Source organism: Terrimonas sp. (assembly GCF_003075435.1).
Lineage (GTDB): Bacteria > Bacteroidota > Bacteroidia > Chitinophagales > Chitinophagaceae > Agriterribacter.
This window is the reverse complement of the sequence record NZ_QCZJ01000019.1, coordinates 56,635-77,599: the sequence shown is the minus strand read 5'-3', so window position 1 is coordinate 77,599 and position 20,965 is coordinate 56,635. Positions and strand designations below refer to the sequence as shown.

Sequence of the window (20,965 nt, the reverse complement as noted above, 5' to 3'; positions counted from 1 at the left end):
ATGAAATATGTTTTTCTTTTTTTTGTAATGATGAGCGCTTCCATAGTAATGGCACAACTGCCCGGTACCAATGCAATAGCCACAGATGCATTGGGAAGAAAACTGCCTTCTGCCAAAGAAGTTGGTGAGCCAAAGAAAGATAAGTTTGTAGGATTATTTTACTGGACATGGCATACACAGCCCGGTTCAAAAAATCCACCTTTCAACGTAACAGAATATCTTGCCCGTGATCCCAAAGCGCTTGATGATTATAATAATCCCATCTGGCCCAAAAGAAATAGTCCCTGGTTCTGGAGCGAGCCATTGTTTGGATATTATCTTGATACTGATGCATGGGTATTACGCAAGCATGCTGAAATGCTTGCTGATGCCGGTGTTGATGTATTGATATTTGATTGTACCAATGGCAATATCACCTGGAAAGAATCGTATATGAAGTTGTGTGAAGTATTTACACAGGCAAGAAAAGATGGCGTGAAAACACCGCAGATAGCTTTTATGTTACCTTTTTGGTTAACTGAAGGCGGTAAAGAAATCATTCGTGAGATATATAAAGATTTATACAAACCTGCTAAATACAAGGATTTATTTTTTATGTGGAAGGGTAAGCCATTGATTATGGCAATGCCCGAGTTTGCAGATGATATGAAAGACAAGCCCTCAGATCCTGCACTGACAAAAGAAATAAAAAATTATTTCACTTTCCGGCCGGGACAACCTGTATACAATAAAGGTCCCGAAAAAAATGACCACTGGGGCTGGCTGGAAATTTATCCGCAACATGGATTTGTAAAAACGGCCAATGGTGGTTTTGAGCAGGTAACCGTTGGCGTTGCGCAGAACTGGAGCAAAGCAAGAGGCTTAACTGCTATGAATGCACCGGGTGCTTTCGGGAGAAGCTATACACATGCCAATGGTCATGATAGCAGTGCTTACGCCGTGAATTACGGATTAAACTTCCAGGAGCAGTGGAACAGGGCTTTGGAGATTAATCCTGAATTTGTTTTTATTACCGGTTGGAATGAATGGATTGCAGGACGCTATGATGTATGGCAGCAGCAAACCAATGCTTTTCCTGATGAATGTAACCAGGAAGGCAGCCGTGATGCAGAGCCAATGAAAGGAGGGCATGGCGATAACTATTATTACCAGATGGTGAGCAATATCCGCCGTTTTAAAGGAGTGCCGGCAGTGCAAACTCCTTCTGCGCCTGCAACCATACTTATTGATGGCAGGTTTAGCGAGTGGGGCGCTGTGCAACCCTCGTATACTTCACCAAAGGGTAATACTATGCATCGCAATAGCTCCGGCTGGGGCAGTTTGCATTATACAAATACAACAGGCAGAAATGATATTGTATTATCGAAAGTGGCAAGAGATAAAGACAATATTTACTTCTACGTAGAAACCGCGGCAGCGCTAAGTCCTGGAACAGATGCGGGCTGGATGCGTTTATTTATTGATATTGATAATAATAAAAATACCGGCTGGGAAGGCTACGATTTTTTGATCAACAGAACAAGCCCCGGCAAAAAAGCCGTAATTGAAAAAACAGATGGCGCATGGTACTGGCAGCCTGCAGGTGAGGTAGAATATGCAGTGAACGGAAATAAGCTGGAAATAAAAGTGCCTAAATCACTAATAGGCGTAACCGGCGAACCGGATTTTAGTTTTAAATGGAGCGATAATATGCAACAAGAGGGAGATATCATGGATTTTTGGCTCAACGGCGATGCAGCACCGGCGGGAAGGTTTAATTTTCATTACAGCGGGAAGTGAGGCAGGTTGCGAGTTTCAGGTTACAGGTTAATGGTTAATGGTTGCAAGTTGTACACCCGGCACATCATCCGCCAATCTCAAATTTCAAATTTTAAATTTCAAATCCCTCACATGAAACAGCTTTTTTTATTAACTACTTCGTTTATGCTTTGCTGTTACCTTTATGCACAACCGCTGGCAGGTACAGATGGGTTAGGCAGAACATTGATACAAAATAAGGCAGCCGGTGATGTAAAATCCAACAGGCGTGTAGGAATGTTTTATTTTTTATGGCAGGGAGACAAAGGTTCTCCAACGGCTCCTGTTTATTGGGATCTTGATGAGATATCCCGTAACAGCCCGGAAGTATTTGAAAAGCAAAATCATACTAAATGGGGTGGTAAAATCGGTGACTATTATTTTTGGGGAAAGCCAATATATGGATATTATAAAGGAGATGATTACTGGGTACACCTGCGCAGTATACAATTGCTTACTGATGCCGGTGTGGATTTTTTAGTAATTGATGCAACAAACCGCAATACTTATCCCGTGCAATCAGATGCATTAATGCGTGCAATTGAAGCTGTGCGTAAGCAGGGAAAAAATCCACCTGAGATCGTGTACTATACCAATACACAGTCTGGTGCAACCATGCAGGAAGTATATGATTTTTATTACAAAGAGGGTGCTCCTTACCGTTATCCCGGTTGCTGGTTTTATTTAGATGGCAAACCGTTAATATTAGGGGTGTCTAAAGAAGCTGCCGGTACGAATTATGAAAAGTTTTTCACCATTCGTGAATCTCAGTGGCCTACGGTACCGCAGGTAGTGGATGGTTGGCCCTGGATCAGCTTTAAACGTATACCTGAAGTACATTACAATCATCGTGGCGAAAGAGAAATACTGAATGTATCTGTTGCGCAGCATCCCAATCCAACAGCAGGTATGGGCGGCTCAGCGTTTTATGGCAATATGGATAATTGGGGCAGAAGTTATCGCAGTAACAGTCATGGTAATCCCGCAACGGATATCGCTTACGGATACAATTTCCAGGAGCAGTGGGATTATGCTTTAAAGGAAGATGTACCGTTTATTTTTGTAACAGGCTGGAACGAATGGATAGCAGGACGCTGGAAAAGTCACGACAGCAACCTTGAGCATTCCTGGTTTTGCGACCAGGCAAACCCTGAGTATAGCCGCGATATTGAGCCTTCATTAAGCGCCGGGTTGAAAGATAATTATTATATGCAACTGGTAAATAATATCAGGCGTTACAAAGGGCTTGAAAAAAATCTCCCTGCGCAAAATTTCACCATCAAACAAATGAAAGATTGGGATAAGGTACCGGTAATGTATACCGATTATACCGGGGATACGGAACATCGTAATCATCCCGGCGCACAAACAAATCCGCAAACAGTATATACAAATAATACCGGGAGAAATGATTTTCAGATGATGAAGGCAGCGCACAATGCAGGTAATCTGTATTTCTATGCAGAAACAGTACAGGATATTACTGCGCCATCCGGCGATAACTGGATGACGCTATGGATTGATGCTGATAAAAATGCAAAAACAGGCTGGCAGGGTTATGATTATCGCATTGTAGAGGGGAAAAATTTACAGCAATTTATCAATGGTAACTGGAAATCCATAAGCAAGAAAACAATGAGATATGTTGTTGAAAAAAATAAGATAATGATCACTGTGCCGGTAAAATCACTTCAATTGCTTTCAAAATCATTACAATTTGAATTTAAATGGAGCGATAATATGCAGCAAGCCGATCCGCTCGACTGGTATATAAACGGGGATGCCGCGCCGGGAGGAAGATTTAATTATCAATATGGGGGATAATTTGAAAATTGTTCAATTTGAAAATGGAAGAGCAGTGAGTATGAGGGGGATCAGCCTGATTTTTCATTTGAAGCAAATACATATTGCTGCGGGAAAAGGAGTGCCTGGATCACGCTTTCAGGCTCCTGCTGTTAAAAGTGCACCTGTTGGTTAGCCTTCCTTCCCGATTTTTATTTACATTCGGGTATAACAATTCCTGCTGATGAAAAAAATAGTTTTCTTATTCGCATCATTGGTGTTTTTATATGGTGCAATTGCACAAGATAAACCTGCAGACACAACATATACTTTACCGGATGCTTTAATATCACAATCAGGTAAAAAAATAACTTCTGCAAAAGACTGGGAAACCATCCGCCGTCCGGAAGTACTGAAACTATTTGAAGAAAATGTGCAGGGCAAGACTCCCGTCAAAAAGATTCCCCTGAAATTTGGTAGAATGTCCATAAATGCAACAGCACTAAACGGAACGGCTACCCGAAAACAGGTAAGGGTATATTTTTCAAAAGATGAAAAATATTACATGGATATCTTGTTGTATCTGCCCAATAATATTCAAAAGCCTGCACCTGTATTTTTAGTTTTGAATTTTGGAGGCAACCAGGCGATACATGCAGATACGGGCATTCTTATTTCTAAGCAATGGTTCAGGTATGCGAATGCGCCGGCTTATGTAAATCATCTTTCAACTGAAGCATCAAGGGGTATACAAAGTAACGATTGGCCGGTAGAGAAAATTTTGGCTGCAGGGTATGGGCTGGCAACTATATATTACGGCGATCTGCAGCCTGATAGCGCAGGAAGTGTGGATGCAGGTATCGCGCCATTGTTTTATAAAGCCGGCCAAACAAAACCGGCAGATAATGAATGGGGGGCTATTGGTGTGTGGGCCTGGGGGCTAAGCCGGGCAATGGATTATTTGCAGTCAGACAAAGATGTTGACGCAAAGAAAGTGGCGGTTGTTGGGCACTCACGGTTAGGCAAAACCGCACTTTGGGCCGGTGCACAGGATAAAAGATTTGCTATAGTTATCTCAAATAATTCCGGGGAAGGCGGGGCCGCTATTACAAGAAGAAAATATGGTGAGACCATCGCTGTGATGAATAAAGCTTTTCCACATTGGTTTTCTGCCAACTTTAAAAAATATAATGATCGCGAGAATGATCTGCCGGTTGATTTTCACGAACTGATTGCATTGATTGCCCCGAGACCGGTATATGTTGCCAGCGCATCAAAAGACCAATGGGCCGATCCGGTCGGGGAATATTTGTCAGCATATCATGCAACACCTGTGTATGCATTATATGGTTTGAAGGGATTAGATACGCCGGTTGCTCCGGGTGTCAGCCTGCCGGTTGGTGATGGCTCAATCGGGTATCATCTTCGCGAAGGCGAACATGCGATGAGGTCATATGATTGGGAGCAGTATATCCGTTTTGCAGACAGGTTTTTCAAATAATAATATGCTGTTTCCCGGAATAATATCAATACCAAAGAAAGTAAAGCCATTTGCTGTTTTGTTGATATGGATATTGCTGTGCAGTGTAAGCTTTGCCCAACAACAAAAAAGGCAAAGTGTTTTCGCGAAGAAAAACTTAATAGCATGGTGTATTGTTCCTTTTGACAGTAAGGAAAGAAATGCAGCGCAAAGAGCCGAAATGCTGAACAGGCTTGGCATTACTAAGCTGGCGTACGACTGGCGCGAAAAGCATATTCCATATTTTGATGAAGAAATAGAGCAACTTAAATCGCATGGCATAACCTTGCAGGCTTTTTGGTATGCATCCGGCCCTTCACCTGAAAAAGATGAAAACCTGCAAAAGATCCTCGCTGTATTGAAACGGCATAATGTGAAGACGCAATTGTGGAGTATGTTTATACCCGGCCCCGGGTTTGATACGCTCACACAACAGCAGAAAGTGGAAAAGATATCTGTGGCTGTAGCTTACATTGCAGATAAGCTGAATGAAATCGGCTGTACTTTAGGATTGTATAATCATGGCGGCTGGAGCAGTGAGCCGGAGAATCAACTGGCAATGATTGAATATCTTAAGCGTCCCAATATTGGTATCGTATATAATTTCAGTCATTCAGAAGAACAGATACACCGTTTCCCTGAGTTTTACCCTAAGATATTGCCGCATCTGCTTGCCATAAATATTACCGGCTTAAAGGGCGGTTACCCGGCACAGGTAGTGCCTGTGGGTGAAGGGAACATTGAAGCGAAGATGATAGATATCATCAGGAAGAGTAACTATAAAGGCCCGATAGGCATCATCAATGAAAATTTTGCTCCTGATGCGGAAGATGGATTGAAGTTGAATATGGAAGGGCTTATGAAAATATTAACTGATCAGCGAGATAAAGAGGCGTTGAAAACTTACCGGCAAACAAAGTAGATAATTAAGGGAATCTCCATTCTGAAAGTTGCAAGAGATTGCTTCACCCGCCGCAAAATGCTTTTAATTCAGTCTTCATGCGGGCGGGTTCGCAAAGACGCGGGAGTGCTTGAGTTTTGCAGTCAGTGTTAAAGCAAGTTTTGCAATTGCTCAACATCCCGATCAATACTATCAGTACTGAATCAAAGTGTATAGCTAATATACCTGCTGAGATAAAACATTATTACCTTCATAACCAGGTTTCGCCACCATTCCTAACCTTATTACCTTCAATGATTTTTAGAGTGCCGCACTACAATAAAATTTAGAATGCACCCGCTCGAACTAAGAATTATTATTTATCTTGTTTCCTTCATTAATATGAAACCCTCTTCAGACAAAATCAACTCCTGCTATGGACAGTAATTTTCTTTTAAGTGTAGAAGGCGTTTCAAAATCTTTTCCGGGTGTTAAGGCCTTGAATAATGTTCAATTAAATATTGAAAAGGGGAAAGTGCATGCATTAATGGGAGAGAACGGTGCAGGCAAATCAACATTGATGAAGATACTGATTGGGATGTTGCAACCTGATAGCGGGAAAATGATATTCAAAGGTGAGCAGGTTCGGTTTTCCGCTGTGCATGAAGCTATAGCAGCCGGTTTTTCCATGATCCACCAGGAATTGCTTCCTTTCCCAGAGCTTACGGTTGCTGAAAATATTTTTATGGGTCGTGAACCTGTATACGGTTGGTCAGGCTGGATAAACAGGAAAAAATTGTATGCTGATGCAAAAGCCCTGATGAACAAACTGGGTGTAACCATTAGTGTTAATCGCTTAATGAAAACATTAAGTGTTGCCGAAATGCAGATGGTAGAAATAGCGAAAGCAATAGTTAATAAGGCTGAAGTGATCATTATGGATGAGCCTACCTCTGCTATTTCAGGAAGAGAGGTAGATATATTGTTCAATATTATTCATGACCTGAAAAAAGAAGGTATTGCCATTATTTATATCTCTCACAAAATGGACGAGATATTTAAAATCGCTGATACTATTTCGGTTATGCGTGATGGTGAGTATATTGGTACATATCCTGCAGCTTCATTAAACAACCAGCAACTGATAAACCTGATAGTGGGCCGGGAACTGAATACTGTTTTTGAAAAGCGGGCAGCTAACCCTGGCGCTCCCCTGCTTTCTGTACAAAACTTATGTAGTAACAATTTTGCTGACATAACTTTTGAAGTGCGCCAGGGTGAAATACTAGGCATTGCCGGGCTGATGGGAGCAGGCAGAACAGAAATAGTGCAGGCAATATTCGGGATAGATAACATTTCTTCCGGTATTATTAAAGTCAAAGGCAGGGAAATAAAAATTGCCTGCCCCGGGGATGCTATCCATAATGGTATAGGATTGATAAGCGAGGACAGAAAACTCACGGGACTGGTTTTGTCATCTTCAGTAAAACATAATATTACACTGGCAGCATTAAAGAAAACTTCACCGGGCATTTTTCTTGATCTTGAAAAAGAAAAAAAGGTAGCTGATGATCAGGTGAGAAAATTCAATATTAAAACACCTTCTTCAAACCAGGTAGTTAATTATCTCAGCGGTGGAAATCAGCAAAAAGTGGTAATAGCTAAAGTGCTGTTGAACGATCCTGATATTATTATTTTTGATGAGCCTACAAGAGGCATTGATATCGGCGCAAAAACAGAGATATACAAAATGATAACTGAGCTGGCAGGGAAAGGGAAAGCGATTATTATGATATCATCTGAATTAATTGAAGTGCTGGGTTTGAGCGACAGGATACTTGTAGTACGAAAAGGAAGGATATCCAAAGAACTGAATAAAGAAGAAGCAACACAGGAAGTAATTATGGAGTATGCGATGGAGTGAGCAGGCAGCTATCAGCTATCAGTGTCTTATAGCTCACGGCTCACGGCTCACGGCTCATAGCCCATAGCTGATAGCTGACACCTGAAAGCTAAAACCTTTAAACTATTTTAAATGAATCTTGCTAAAAATTATTTATCTAAATACGGCATACTGATAGCGTTGCTGGTGATCTGTATTATATTATCTATAGCTACGCCCTATTTTTTTACAGCTCAGAATCTGATCATTGTTTTACGGCAGGTATCTATTAACGGTATACTGGCAATAGGTGTAACATTTGTAATCATTGCCGGCGGCATTGATCTGTCGCTCGGATCGGTAGTGGCGCTTACCGGTGTTATAGCAGCAAGCTTTGCGCATCCTGGTATGTATCCTGTTATTGTTCCGGTTATGCTTGCTTTGTTATCCGGAGCTTTGATAGGAGCAATAAATGGTTTAACGATCACACTTGGTAAAGTAGCGCCATTTATAGTTACACTTGGCATGATGACGATTGCCCGTGGGTTAGCCTTAGTATTAAGCAACGGGCGTCCGGTAACCAATCTCTCCCCCTCATTTAATTTTATTGGTGGTGGCGATGTCCTGTATATTCCTGTGCCCATTCTGTTGTTTGTATTAGTGATATTAATATCATCGGTTATACTTAAATACACCCGCATCGGCAGGTATATTTATGCGGTAGGCGGAAATGAAAATGCCGCGAAGGCTTCAGGCATACGCGTTGGCAGGGTTAAGCTTTTTGCTTATATCATGTGCAGCGGGCTTGCGGCGCTTGCGGGCATAGTGCTTGCATCACGCATTACTACCGGGCAGCCTAATGCCGGTATTGCTTATGAACTGGATGCTATTGCTGCGGTTGTGATTGGCGGAACAAGCTTACTCGGTGGCAGGGGAAGTATTGCAGGAACAGTAATAGGAGTTTTAATTATAGGTGTAATCAACAACGGGCTTGACCTTTTGAATGTTTCATCCTACTACCAGCAAATTATTAAAGGAATTATAATAGTGGGTGCTGTTTTGCTCGACAGGAAGAATGCACGTTGATACAGGAGTTTCGCTTTTAAGTTGAATAATTATACAGTTTTCTTTAATGTTGGTAGTAAAACATAAAAGAGCTCCTCTGTCATTTCGAGTACCAAACCTGTTTCAGGAAAAATATAAAGATGACATTAAAATGGCAAAGGAATGCAATAACAAAAAGATTGATTTTCAGTCTCGCTATAGCGATGTTATTATAATCCCGCCTATACGTTGCATTTAACTAAAGCATCTTGCGGCGAGAGAGAAATCTGCCAGGCCTGGGTACTAATGCTCAACATTTTCACTACTGCCCAACGGATTTCTCACCCGCCGCAAAATACTTTTAATTCAATCTTCATGCGGGCGGGATCGAAATGACGATACCGCAATCGTTTTTTCTAAAAGCGAGAAACTTGGATACAGGATATCTCATCGCCGAAAAATCCTTATCTTAACTTTTTAAAATGCATAAAAAGTCATATGAAATTTAGTCCGGTATTATTCACTGCTATACTAACCGTTTCAATATTTTCAGCTTGTAATCAACAGGGCAGTAAACAAAATAATGGTGAAAAATCATTGACCATTGGAGCGTCTATGCTAAGCCTGCAATCAGAATTTGTGGTGAATGTAAAAGATGCGATGGATGACGCTGCAAAAGAAAAAAATGTAAACCTCATCGTTAATGATGCGCAACGTACTGCCGAAAAACAGGTGCAGCAAATTGAAACATTTATTGCTCAAAAGGTTGATGCCATTATATTAAACCCATGTGAGGTTGAAGCAAGTTCACCGGCTGTTGAAAAGGCAAAGGCTGCAGGTATACCGATCATTAATGTAAATTCAGAAACAACAGCTAAGCCGGATGGTTTTGCCGGTTCAAGAGATGAAGAATCAGGAGAGATAGCAATGGAGCAGATTGCAAAGCTTTTGGGTGGCAAAGGCAATATTGTAATTATGGATGGATATATGGGGCAGGCAGCGCAGATTAAAAGAGCCATCGGCGCCAAAAATGTTTTGAGTAAATACCCTGGTATAAAAGTGCTGGCAGAGCAAACGGCTGAATGGGACAGGGCAAAAGGCATGAACCTGATGGAAAACTGGATACAATCTTACGGGGATAAAATAAACGCTGTTTTTGCACATAATGATGAAATGGGTATGGGAGCATTACAAGCGTTGGAGCAGGCTAAATTAAAAGATAAAATAATTGTGGTAAGTATTGATGCCATTGCAGATGCGCTGCAGGCGGTGAAAGACGGTCGCTTGGATGCAACTGTGTTCCAGGATGCAAAAGGGCAGGGTGCCGGAGCTGTTGAGCTTGCGATCAGGCTGGCTAAAAAAGAACCTGTTGAGCAAAAAGAAATTTTTATCCCTTTTCAGTTGGTAACCAAAGAAAATGTGGACGGATTTATGATGAAGTGACACAGAAAAAATACATTGGCATTTGTTTCGTCTTCCTGGGTAATTTTTTTATAGTAGTGCTATGTCAAATGTGAAATGTGAAAGCTCGGCTCACGTTTCACCTCTCACGGTTTACGAAAATGAACAGACATAATTTGCTTGGCTTAACAGTAGTATGCCGGGTTCTGTGCATCTATGAGCAAACAGAAAACATCTACGAATTAAACACGCTTACTTTCAGGTCAAATAATTTCTTACCTGGCAATACAAGAAACTCAGGCAAATTCCGTTGCTACTTGCAAAATGCGAAGTATTTCATAATCTCTTGTAGTATTTTCGTTTTTTAATGATTACGAAAAAATCAATGTAATGAAAAGCCTGTTACGGGTATGCCTGTCTGCATACTTTTTTATAATATGCTTACCTGATGTGCAATCCCAGGATACTATTCGTTCGGGAAGAGACCGGTCCCGTTTTCAGCGGGATTCTGCTAACCATAATACTGATACCGCTCGTTTTAGAAATGGTGATACCAGTCGTTTGAGGCGTGGCGGTGGCATGTCGGTTCTTTTTACAGATTCTACCCAGCTTACCACCAGCGATTACCAGGTACAGATTGAGAAATCATATATACTGCTTGATAAAATTGGTAATAACAGCAACCTTGGCCCCGGCATTAAAAAAATGGTGAGCAATATGAATGATAATGATTCTATTCTTGCCGTGCTGAATGATAATATTACCAACAACAGTAAAGTGATGAGCTTCAGAAATCTTGAAGTATACAAGACCTTGTTGAATAATATTAGTGATGAATTAGACAGTTATGATGAAAAGCTGGATAGCGCCGATGCCCGCCTGACCCTGCTGAAAAAAGATATGCGAACGCTGATAGGAGATACCATCATAAGAGAAATGATGAGTGATTCGGCATTGAGAGAACAATTTTCAACACAGCTTAAAGAATTGCGCAGCACATGGAGGCAAAATACAAGAACGCTTCGTAAAAACCAGGCTTTGCTTGAGCAACTGCAAACCCGCGTATCTGCAAGTTCCGTACTTACTATCCAGTTGCTTGAAAAAGTGGAAAACCTGCTGATGTCGTCAACGGCAAAAATATTCGGAAAGGAATATAATTATATATGGGAAAGATCTCCTGACAGTGTTTCTCAGCAATTGCAAAGTTCATTCGATAAGGTTTATGAAGGAGAAAGAAAGGCTACCAGTTATTATTTCAAAGATTCCGGCCCACGGCGGCTGTTGCTCCTGCTTATTGCCGCTGCCTTTTTTGTATGGGTATTTCGTAATATAAAGATCATTAAAAAGCATAATGCGCTTGGTGCAGTAAGGGATATGGACTTTTCGTTTATCCTTACCAGTTATATTGTTTCTTCTTTTGTGGTAATGTTTGTAATTGCACCTTTGTTTGATCTGCATGCGCCTTCCGCATATATTGAACTGATGCAATTCCTGCTGGTGGTTGTGCTTACCATTATTTGCTGGAAAATATGGCCGCGCAGGCTATTCTATTACTGGATAGGCATCGTATTCCTTTTTATCGCGTTTTCATTCATGCATCATATTCTTGCACCAGACCTTTTTCAAAGAACCTGGCTGATCATATTGAATGTGCTTTCTATTGTATTGGGCTCTTTATTTTTACGGCAAATGCAGCAGCATTTATATCTCAAAGGATTTATCCGCTTCGTAATTGTGCTGCATAATATAATGAACATGGTTGCTGTTATATGCAACGTATTCGGCAGATTTTCGCTCGCTCAGATACTCGGTAATGCTGCTATATATTCCTTTACGCAGGCGATAGGGCTGGCAGTGTTCAGTAAAGTTTGTATAGAAGTAATACTGCTGCAGATAGCAGCAGGGCGTATTAAAAGAGGCGTGTCAATCCGGTTTGATTACCAGCATGTGCTTGATGGATTTCGTAAACCAATTTTATTTCTTGTAGTGATACTATGGCTGATTGTGTTTACCACCAACCTGAATATCTATAATTCATTATTCGACAAGTTGGCGGAAGTATTGCAAAAGCCCAGGAGCATTGGGAATGCAAATTTTTCTTTTGGTGGCGTATTGCTTTTCTTTTTTATTATCTGGATGGCACACCTGTTGCAAAAATATATTGGCTATTTTTTCGGGGAAACCGGTGAAGATGATGATATATCTGATAAAAGTAAACGTTCAAAATTGCTGATCACAAAACTTATATTGCTTTGTGCAGGCTATTTTCTCGCTATTGCTGCCTCAGGGTTACCGCTGGATAAGATCACGATTGTTGTAGGGGCATTGGGCGTAGGTATTGGATTGGGATTACAGAGTATCGTTAATAATTTTGTATCAGGCATTATATTGATCTTTGATCGTCCTATCCAGATTGGTGATTCGGTGGAGATCGGGAATAAAGCGGGAAGGGTAAAAGAAATAAACCTCAGGTCAAGCACATTATTAACACCCGATGGCGCGGAAGTCATCATTCCAAACGGCGATATTCTTACACAGCATATTGTAAACTGGACTTTATCAAACAACCAGCAGCGGCTGGATATGAGTTTGACTGTAACAGGCAGTACCGATATGGAAAGAGTGGCGGCATTGATAAAGAAAACCATTTTGAGCTCGTCGTATATTTTTGAGAACAGGGAACCACAGGTTTTATTTACGGGAGTGCTTGAAGATGGATTTAATCTGAAAGTATTTTTCTGGTCTGAAGATGTATATAAATCTGCCGAAGCAAGAAGCGAGATCACCCTGCTTTTACATGATAAATTAAAGACAGAAGGACTGAGTGTGAAGTAAGCAAAGGAGAAAGGTGGAGGGTAAAAGGTTAAACAAATAAAAAAACATTGTACAGTTTAATCAATGTGTTTTCCCCTGCTTTTCTAAAGGTTATTTCCTGGTGATGTATGACTCTGTATTTACTTTCACGATGCAGGGTTCAATCAGGTTAATAGATACGCTGTAAAATAAAAGTATATTTCAGTGGGAACATTTCAAGGTTCCCATTGCTTTCTTTCTTATACTTTCTTTTCTTTGTATGAAAACCTACTTCATGTCCAGGTATCATAACGTAATGACTTTAGATGAATTTACCATTCAACAGTTGAGATTATTTCCTCATGCTACCGGAGAACTGTCCGGGTTGTTAAGAGGAATAGGACTGGCGGCAAAGCATGTGAATATTGAAATCAATAAGGCAGGTATAGCAGATATACTTGGGGCTGCAGGAAGTATAAATGTGCAGGGAGAAGTGGTGCAAAAGCTGGATATATATGCCAATAATGTTTTTATTGATGTATTGCGCTCAGGCATTAACTGCGCGGGGATTGTGTCTGAAGAAAATGATGATGTAGTGATATTTGATGATGCAAAAAGTAATCAGTCGAAATATGTGTTGTTGATAGACCCTATTGACGGGTCGGGCAATATTGATATTAATATCTCAATAGGAAGCATATTCAGCGTATATAAACGAGTGTCTGAATTAGGCAAACCTGCCACGATTGAAGATTTTTTGCAGTCGGGAGTAAACCAGGTAGCAGCAGGATATGTTATTTACGGTTCTTCCACCATTTTAGTGTATGCCACCAAACGTGGCGTTAATGGTTTTACATTAGATACCTCAATCGGTGAGTTTTATTTGAGTCATCCGGATATTAAAATACCAAACCACGGGCAGTTTTATTCATTTGATCACCGCTATTATCATCATATTACACCAGCGTTGAAGCGTTATGTTGATTTCTGCATGTCACCGGAAAATAAAAACGGGCCATATTCAAGCCGGTATTACGGTTGTATGGTAGCAGATGCGCATAGGAATTTATTAAAAGGAGGGTTATTTTTTTATCCTTCTGTTGAGGGAAAGCCCAATGGAAAGTTGAGACTTTGTTATGAATGTAATCCCATGTCGTTTTTAACAGAGGTAGCCGGGGGGAAAGCCACTAATGGCAAACAACGTATTTTAGAAATCCAGCCCTCGCATATACATCAGCGTAGCCCCCTGTTTGTTGGTTCGGCCGGGATGATGGATGAGTTGCAAACCTTTTTAAAATAATTTTACGATATAAAAAAAAGGCTGCCTTTGGCAGCCTGGCGTACGAATTAAAAACCTGCTATTTCCTTGTGTGAGCATCGTGTTTTTGGCGATAGATAGCACGGCTTGAGCGATTTTGTTCCCTATGTAATTTTGCTCTTTCTTTCCTTGTAACTATACCATCAGCCTTTGCTTTCTTTTTGTCTTTTTGAATTTTTGCCTGGCGTGCTTCCATTTTTACTGTTTCACGTTTGGTAAGTTTACCATCCTTCGCGCCTTTAGCTATACGTTCCTGCTGGTTAACCTGGCGTTTATGTGCGCGGGGTGTTTTTGTTTGCGAAAATCCTGCTGATGCAAACGCTATTAATGCGATGATAAATCCGGAAGTAATAAAAAACTTTTTCATAAAGGGGCATTTAATGTTATGCTACTACAGACATGCGCGGTTACGCAAAGTTTAAATACAGTCAATATTTTTTTAAGAACGGACATGATTTAGCATTTGTCAATACAGCTGGCAAAAAATGATAGTATTCTAAATTTCAGTGGAAGTCAGCATCTTCCCTGACAGGAAAATAATATTGACAGCAGAAATTAATACTGACTGGAAACTTCATCACTTATACCCAATGTTATTGTTTTTGGGGGTAACATATTTTACAATCACGTCCAAAACAGAATATTGTCATTTTTTTAAATCCGGGTGAGTCATTTCCGCCAGCCTGGTTTCGTCTTCCTGTATTTTCTTTTGTAAAGACGATATATTGTTTTCCAGCTTTTCAGCTTTTTTGGCTGCTTTTCTTGCATCTTTTGCATCGTCCGCTGCTTTTGATGCTTTTTTCCTTGCTTTTCTTGCTTTGGTTTTATCTAATGCATCATTATTTAATTTAGATGCCGCTGATACATTTTCATCTGCTGAAACCTGCGCGTCTTTCTCTTTTTTTACTGCTATGCGTTTTGCATCCTCTACTTCTTTTTCGAGTTTTATTAATTCCAGTTTTCTTTCTTCAAGCCGCTTGCTGGTTTTTAAAATTTCTTTTTGCGCTTTTTCACTAAGTGTAGGATCCGGAATAACAGATTGGGCATTGGCGAAAGTATACATAAGTCCACAGCATAATAAGAGTACAAAGGTCTTTTTCATAAAAAATCATATTAGTGAATTGTAAATGATTGCTCATGAAAGAAGGGCAACTATTATGCCTCAACATGCAACCGTTTGCTATATACTAAATGCTTTTGTAATCGTGGAATTATTTACCCAGCCGGTTAAATAACAATTAGTAACTTGATATATAATATGCTTTGAATGAAGAGTCGTCGTAAGTTTTTAAAGGTGGCTGGTATAACCAGTTTAAGTGCCGGGAGTATGGTAAAGGCATTTTCTTCTGTTCCTCTAAACATATTACACGTTGCAAATAATAATACAATGTTACCTGGCGAAAATCAGATAAGCCTTATAGGCAATTACGGACAATGGGCAACCGGGCTTACCGAAAATAAGTTGCCCTCATTTTCTTTCAGAAATGATAAATGGAATGATATAGATAAATGGAAAGTAGTTGCCAAAAGGCAACTGACAGACAGGCTCTCAGTTCCTGTAATAAAAGCACCTGCATATAAAACTATAAAGACATACGAATATGATGGTTTGAAGATAGAGGAGCTGCAATGGCAATTGCCATATGGAAGAGCAACAGAAGCTTTGCTGTTAAAGCCCGCGAATGCAAAAAATAAGTTACCGGCCATACTTGCTTTTCACGATCATGGTGGAAATAAATATTTTGGGGTCCGGAAAATTACCCGTACCGCTGATGCACAACATCCTTTAATGACAGCGCACCAGAAGGAATATTATGATGGAATGGCGTGGGCAAATGAAATAGCCAAACGTGGTTATGTGGTATTGGTTGCAGACGCGTTTCCTTTTGCAAGCAGAAGAGTAATGCTGCAGGATGTTCCTTTGCATTTAAAAAATGGGTTAACGGATGATGATCCTGAAAATCCTGACCGCATTCATGCCTATAATAAATGGGCTGCTGAACATGAGCATATTATGGCGAAATCTTTATTCAGCGCCGGTACCACCTGGCCAGGTATTTTTTTTGCTGAAGACAGGGCCGCACTTGATATGCTATCTTCAAGAGCGGATGTGGATAGTGAAAGAATCGGTTGTTGCGGTTTATCAGGAGGCGGAATGCGAACTGTTTTTATGGGCGGACTGGATGAAAGAATTAAATGCGCGGTATGCGTTGGATTTATGACAACATGGAAAGATTTTGTGCTTAACAAATCTTACACACATACCTGGATGACTTACGTGCCGCTACTGCCTAACGAATTAGATTTCCCTGAAATATTAGGGCTGCGTGTGCCCTTGCCAACATTGGTATTAAACGATATTGATGATGAACTGTACACGCTTCCTGAAATGAAACAGGCTGATCTTATACTGCAGCAGGTATATAAAAAAGCAGGTGCAGCCGGTAAATACAAATGCTCATTTTATGCAGGACCTCATAAGTTCGACTACTCTATGCAAAAAGAGGCTTTCGACTGGTTTGATAAATGGTTAAAATAAATAACTTACACAATGTAAGGTGATGTAGTGGATATTATACCTTACTGCTATATGCTATATAACAAATTCTTTACAAAATTGCAGTATGGAACAGGATGGTTGCCCCCGGGATTTTAAGTATTTTGTAGCGTTAAAAAGAGGTTTTCACTTCAATATTTTGTGAAGAAGTAAAAGTTTAGCTGTCATATGAAGTTCCCCGGAAAGATATTTTTTGCATTTGCCGTTGTTGCAGGATTGATAGTGTTGATTGAATCATGTGGCAACGAAAACTCCGGACAGACCGCTTCTGTAAAGTTGCCGGAAACAGTTAGCTATAATTTTGATATTCGCCCTATTTTTTCAGATAAATGTTTTGCATGCCATGGTCCTGATGCCAATAAACGCGAAGCCGGTTTACGGTTAGACATTGCCGATAGTGCGTTTAAGGCATTGAAAGAGCATCCGGGTGCGCATGCGTTAGTAGCAGGTAAGCCGGAATTATCGCAGGCTTATTTAAGATTGGTGGCTACCGATTCTACCCAGTTAATGCCGCCGGTAAAATCTAATTTAAAACTCACAGAAAGGGAAATTCAGCTTATAGAGAAATGGATAAAACAGGGTGCGAAATATGAAAAGCACTGGGCTTTTGCTGCTCCCCAAAAATCTCCTTTGCCAAAAGTGGATAATGATAAATGGCCAAGAAACGAGATTGATTATTTTATACTTGCCAAGCAGGAACAAAGAGGTTTAAAACCAAGCGAAGAAGCTGATAAGGAAAGATTGTTAAAAAGATTAAGTCTTGATCTTACCGGGCTTCCGCCTACTATTGAAATGATGGATGCATTTCTTACAGATAAAAGTGCGGATGCCTATGAAAAAATGGTAGATAAGCTTATGGCTGCTCCCCAGTATGGAGAAAAGATGTCGCTTCATTGGCTTGATATAGCCCGCTATGCTGATTCGCATGGTTACCAGGATGATGGTTACCGCACACAATGGCCGTGGAGAGATTGGGTAATTCATGCTTTTAATGAGAACATGCATTATGATGAATTTGTAACCTGGCAACTTGCAGGTGATCTGCTGCCTGATTCCAGCAAAGAAAAATTACTGGCTACAGGCTTCAACAGAAATCATAAAATAACAGAAGAGGGTGGAGTGATTCCCGAGGAGTACAGGACAATGTATGTTACTGACCGCACCGATCTGCTTGGTAAAGGGCTATTGGGTATTACACTTGAATGCGCACATTGCCACGATCATAAATACGATCCTTTTTCCATGAAGGATTATTACAGCATTTTCGCTTTCTTCAATAATGTGAAAGAAGTGGGAATAGAATCGGTGATTGGCGGGCCTGAAACCTATGCCAAAAAACCCTTGATGGAAATTACCAATGAAGATGTAAAAACAGTTTTGAACTTTATCAACAAGCAGGACACGAATAGACTTATCGTATCTGTAATGGGCGACCTTGACACCGTTCGTAAAACACATATCCTGATCCGTGGTAATTATGATGCACCGGGAGACGAAGTGCAACCCGGAACGCCTGAATCTATTCTTAAGTTTAATAATGATTATCCTAAAAACAGGTTGGGGCTTTCAAAGTGGTTATTTGATAAAGACAATCCGTTAACATCAAGGGTATATGTAAATATCTTATGGCAGGAATTTTTTGGCAGAGGTATTGTAAAAACTTCCGGCGACTTTGGAATGCAGGGAGAGTTGCCTACACATCCAGCCCTGCTTGATTGGCTGGCGGTTGACTTCAGGGAGCATAACTGGGATGTTAAACGCCTCGTAAAGCAAATGGTTACTTCAGCAACGTACAGGCAATCTGCCGTTACTACGAAAGAGAAACAGGCGATCGATCCGGAAAATATTTATTTGTCTCACGGGCCACGGTACCGGATACACGCCGAATTTATACGGGATGTTGTATTAGCAAGCAGTGGTTTATTGAACAAAGAAATTGGCGGTCCAAGCGTGAAGCCTTATCAGCCGGCCGGGCTATGGGAAGGAGCTACTTCCGGAAGAGGATTGTTATCTGTATACAAACAGGATCATGGCAAGGAATTATATCGCCGTGGTATGTATACATTAATAAAGCGTACCGTTCCTCCGCCATCAATGGCCATTTTTGATGCAAGTAACCGGGACATGTGTGAAGTAAGGAGATTGAGAACCAATACTCCGCTGCAGGCATTGGTGATGATGAATGACCCCACTGTGCTGGAAGCATCAAAAGTACTTGCGGGAAAACTGCTGGCAGAAAATACCGATGTAAAAGATAAGGTTACAAAAGCTTTCCGTTTGATCGTTTGCAGAAAACCAACGGAGAAAGAGTTGCAGGTGCTGGAAAGCTATTTTAATAAGGAAGTAAATACGATTGCTGATTCAACGGTCAAACGTGTACTGGCTGTTGGCGAGGCTGCTGTGCCGGATGATGAGGATAAAAAGAAGCTGGCGGCAATGATGCGTGTGGTGTCTACTATTTATAATCTTGAAGAAACAATTACAAAATCTTAGTGCTGTAAGGCATTGCAAATAATTTAAAGTTTTTGTATGGATAAAGAAATTTTAGAACACGGGTTCAGCTGGAACAGGCGCCGTTTTCTTTCTACTATGAGCCTTGGTATCGGTAGCGTTGCTTTAGGTTCACTATTAATGCCTAACCTGTTTAAAAACGGGGGAATAGAAGAGGAAGCGTTTACACCGGGCATTCCTCATTTTGCTCCAAAGGCAAAACGGGTAATTTATCTTTTTCAGAATGGTGCGCCTTCGCAGCAGGAACTGTTTGATTATAAGCCTAAGCTCCGTGAAATGACCGGGCAGGAAATTCCTCCTTCAGTAAGAGGTAACCAGCGTTTAACCGGTATGACTGCCAACCAGTCTTCGTTCCCGCTTGTGGGTTCATTTGTTGATTTTAAACAATACGGTAACTCACGGGCATGGGTAAGCGATTTAATGCCGTATACCGCTAAAATAGTAGATGAGCTTTGTATAGTACGGTCTATGTACACAGAAGCGATTAATCACGATCCTGCATTAACTTTCTTACAAACCGGCTCACAGCAGGGTAACCGCCCGAGTATGGGTGCATGGCTGAGCTATGGTTTAGGTAATGAAAATAAAAACCTGCCTGCATTTACGGTATTGCTTTCACGCGGTATTGGCAATGGTCAGGGTGTGTATTCCAAATTATGGTCTAACGGCTTCCTGGATTCCGTTCACCAGGGCGTGCAGTTCAGTAAGGGTGAGGATCCTGTATTGTATCTGAAAGATCCGGACGGAATGAGCAGAAAAGATCGTAGGGAAATGCTGGATAATCTTTCTGAGTTAAATGAACTTTCATATAAAGAATTTGGTGATCCTGAAATTGCAACGCGCATCAAGCAATATGAAATGGCATACCGTATGCAAACCGCGGTGCCTGAAGTAATGGATTTATCAAAAGAGCCTGATGATATTGTGAAATTATACGGTCCGGATTGTTTGGTGCCCGGCACTTATGCAGCTAACTGTTTGCTGGCGCGCAAGCTTTCTGAAAATGGTGTGCGTTTTGTGCAGTTATATCACCAGGGCTGGGATCAGCATGGTAATCTACCGTTTGAAATTGCCAAACAGGCCAAGGATGTTGACCAGGCTTCAGCCGCATTGGTAATAGATTTAAAGCAACGTGGTTTGCTTGACGAAACACTGGTAATATGGGGCGGAGAATTTGGGCGTACCAGCTATACCCAGGGTAGACTTACAGAAGATAATTATGGACGCGACCATCACCCAAGATGTTTTACCGTATGGATGGCAGGCGGTGGTATAAAGCCCGGGATGGTATACGGTGAAACGGATGAGCTTGGTTACAATATTGCGAGAGACCCTGTGCATGTGCACGATTTCCAGGCAACAGTATTAAATCAATTAGGACTTGACCACGAAAAACTCATCTTCAAACACCTGGGGCGTCGTTATCGTTTAACAGATGTATCAGGTAAAGTAATAAAAGATCTTATTGCATAAACGATAGC

Annotated in this window: 14 protein-coding genes; 12 read left to right on the top strand and 2 right to left on the bottom strand. The window is 40.9% G+C overall.

The features are described 5' to 3' along the window. From DC498_RS18550 to fbp, 9 genes are all read left to right on the top strand, one after another. On the top strand, positions 1 to 1,779 hold the full coding sequence (locus DC498_RS18550) for a hypothetical protein (protein ID WP_206197691.1): 1,779 nt from the start codon (positions 1 to 3) through the stop codon (positions 1,777 to 1,779). A gap of 111 nt (positions 1,780 to 1,890) precedes the next feature. Continuing rightward, a complete protein-coding gene (locus DC498_RS18545) occupies positions 1,891 to 3,621 on the top strand; it encodes a hypothetical protein (RefSeq protein ID WP_133176897.1) in 1,731 nt (576 codons plus the stop codon). A gap of 202 nt (positions 3,622 to 3,823) precedes the next feature. Next, a complete protein-coding gene (locus DC498_RS18540) occupies positions 3,824 to 5,080 on the top strand; it encodes a glucuronyl esterase domain-containing protein (RefSeq protein ID WP_116875647.1) in 1,257 nt (418 codons plus the stop codon). Positions 5,081 to 5,084: 4 nt separating this feature from the next. Beyond that, complete coding sequence (locus tag DC498_RS18535) at positions 5,085 to 6,020, top strand: sugar phosphate isomerase/epimerase family protein (RefSeq protein ID WP_133176896.1); 936 nt, start codon at positions 5,085 to 5,087, stop codon at positions 6,018 to 6,020. Positions 6,021 to 6,414: 394 nt separating this feature from the next. After that, a complete protein-coding gene (locus tag DC498_RS18530; RefSeq protein WP_116875645.1) occupies positions 6,415 to 7,902 on the top strand; it encodes a sugar ABC transporter ATP-binding protein in 1,488 nt (495 codons plus the stop codon). A 111-nt stretch (positions 7,903 to 8,013) separates the two neighbouring features. Further along, on the top strand, positions 8,014 to 8,946 hold the full coding sequence (locus DC498_RS18525; protein ID WP_116875644.1) for an ABC transporter permease: 933 nt from the start codon (positions 8,014 to 8,016) through the stop codon (positions 8,944 to 8,946). A 456-nt stretch (positions 8,947 to 9,402) separates the two neighbouring features. Further along, complete coding sequence (locus DC498_RS18520; protein WP_116875643.1) at positions 9,403 to 10,347, top strand: sugar ABC transporter substrate-binding protein; 945 nt, start codon at positions 9,403 to 9,405, stop codon at positions 10,345 to 10,347. 348 nt (positions 10,348 to 10,695) lie between these two features. Next, entirely contained in the window at positions 10,696 to 13,140 is a 2,445-nt protein-coding gene (locus DC498_RS18515) for a mechanosensitive ion channel domain-containing protein (protein ID WP_116875642.1), read from the top strand. A gap of 253 nt (positions 13,141 to 13,393) precedes the next feature. Further along, entirely contained in the window at positions 13,394 to 14,398 is a 1,005-nt protein-coding gene (gene fbp, locus DC498_RS18510) for a class 1 fructose-bisphosphatase (RefSeq protein ID WP_116875641.1), read from the top strand. A gap of 58 nt (positions 14,399 to 14,456) precedes the next feature. On the opposite strand, the gene DC498_RS18505 is transcribed toward fbp, so the two are convergent. Together DC498_RS18505 and DC498_RS18500 are read right to left on the bottom strand one after the other, a co-directional pair. Next, positions 14,457 to 14,783 carry a hypothetical protein gene (locus DC498_RS18505; RefSeq protein ID WP_206197690.1) on the bottom strand — a complete coding sequence of 109 codons (327 nt, stop codon included), beginning with the start codon at positions 14,781 to 14,783 and terminating at the stop codon, positions 14,457 to 14,459. A 279-nt stretch (positions 14,784 to 15,062) separates the two neighbouring features. Further along, entirely contained in the window at positions 15,063 to 15,518 is a 456-nt protein-coding gene (locus DC498_RS18500) for a hypothetical protein (RefSeq protein WP_133176895.1), read from the bottom strand. A 165-nt stretch (positions 15,519 to 15,683) separates the two neighbouring features. Between DC498_RS18500 and DC498_RS18495 the strand changes: the two genes are divergently transcribed. The 3 genes from DC498_RS18495 (at position 15,684) to DC498_RS18485 (ending at position 20,957) form a co-directional block, all read left to right on the top strand. Further along, entirely contained in the window at positions 15,684 to 16,955 is a 1,272-nt protein-coding gene (locus DC498_RS18495; protein WP_116875639.1) for a dienelactone hydrolase family protein, read from the top strand. Between the two features lie 186 nt (positions 16,956 to 17,141). Then, the gene (locus DC498_RS18490) at positions 17,142 to 19,466 is read left to right on the top strand and encodes a PSD1 and planctomycete cytochrome C domain-containing protein (protein WP_116875638.1); all 2,325 of its coding nucleotides are present in this window, start codon (positions 17,142 to 17,144) and stop codon (positions 19,464 to 19,466) included. 36 nt (positions 19,467 to 19,502) lie between these two features. Then, positions 19,503 to 20,957, top strand: a complete 1,455-nt coding sequence (locus DC498_RS18485; RefSeq protein ID WP_116875637.1) for a DUF1501 domain-containing protein — start codon at positions 19,503 to 19,505, stop codon at positions 20,955 to 20,957. Positions 20,958 to 20,965 lie beyond the last annotated feature (8 nt).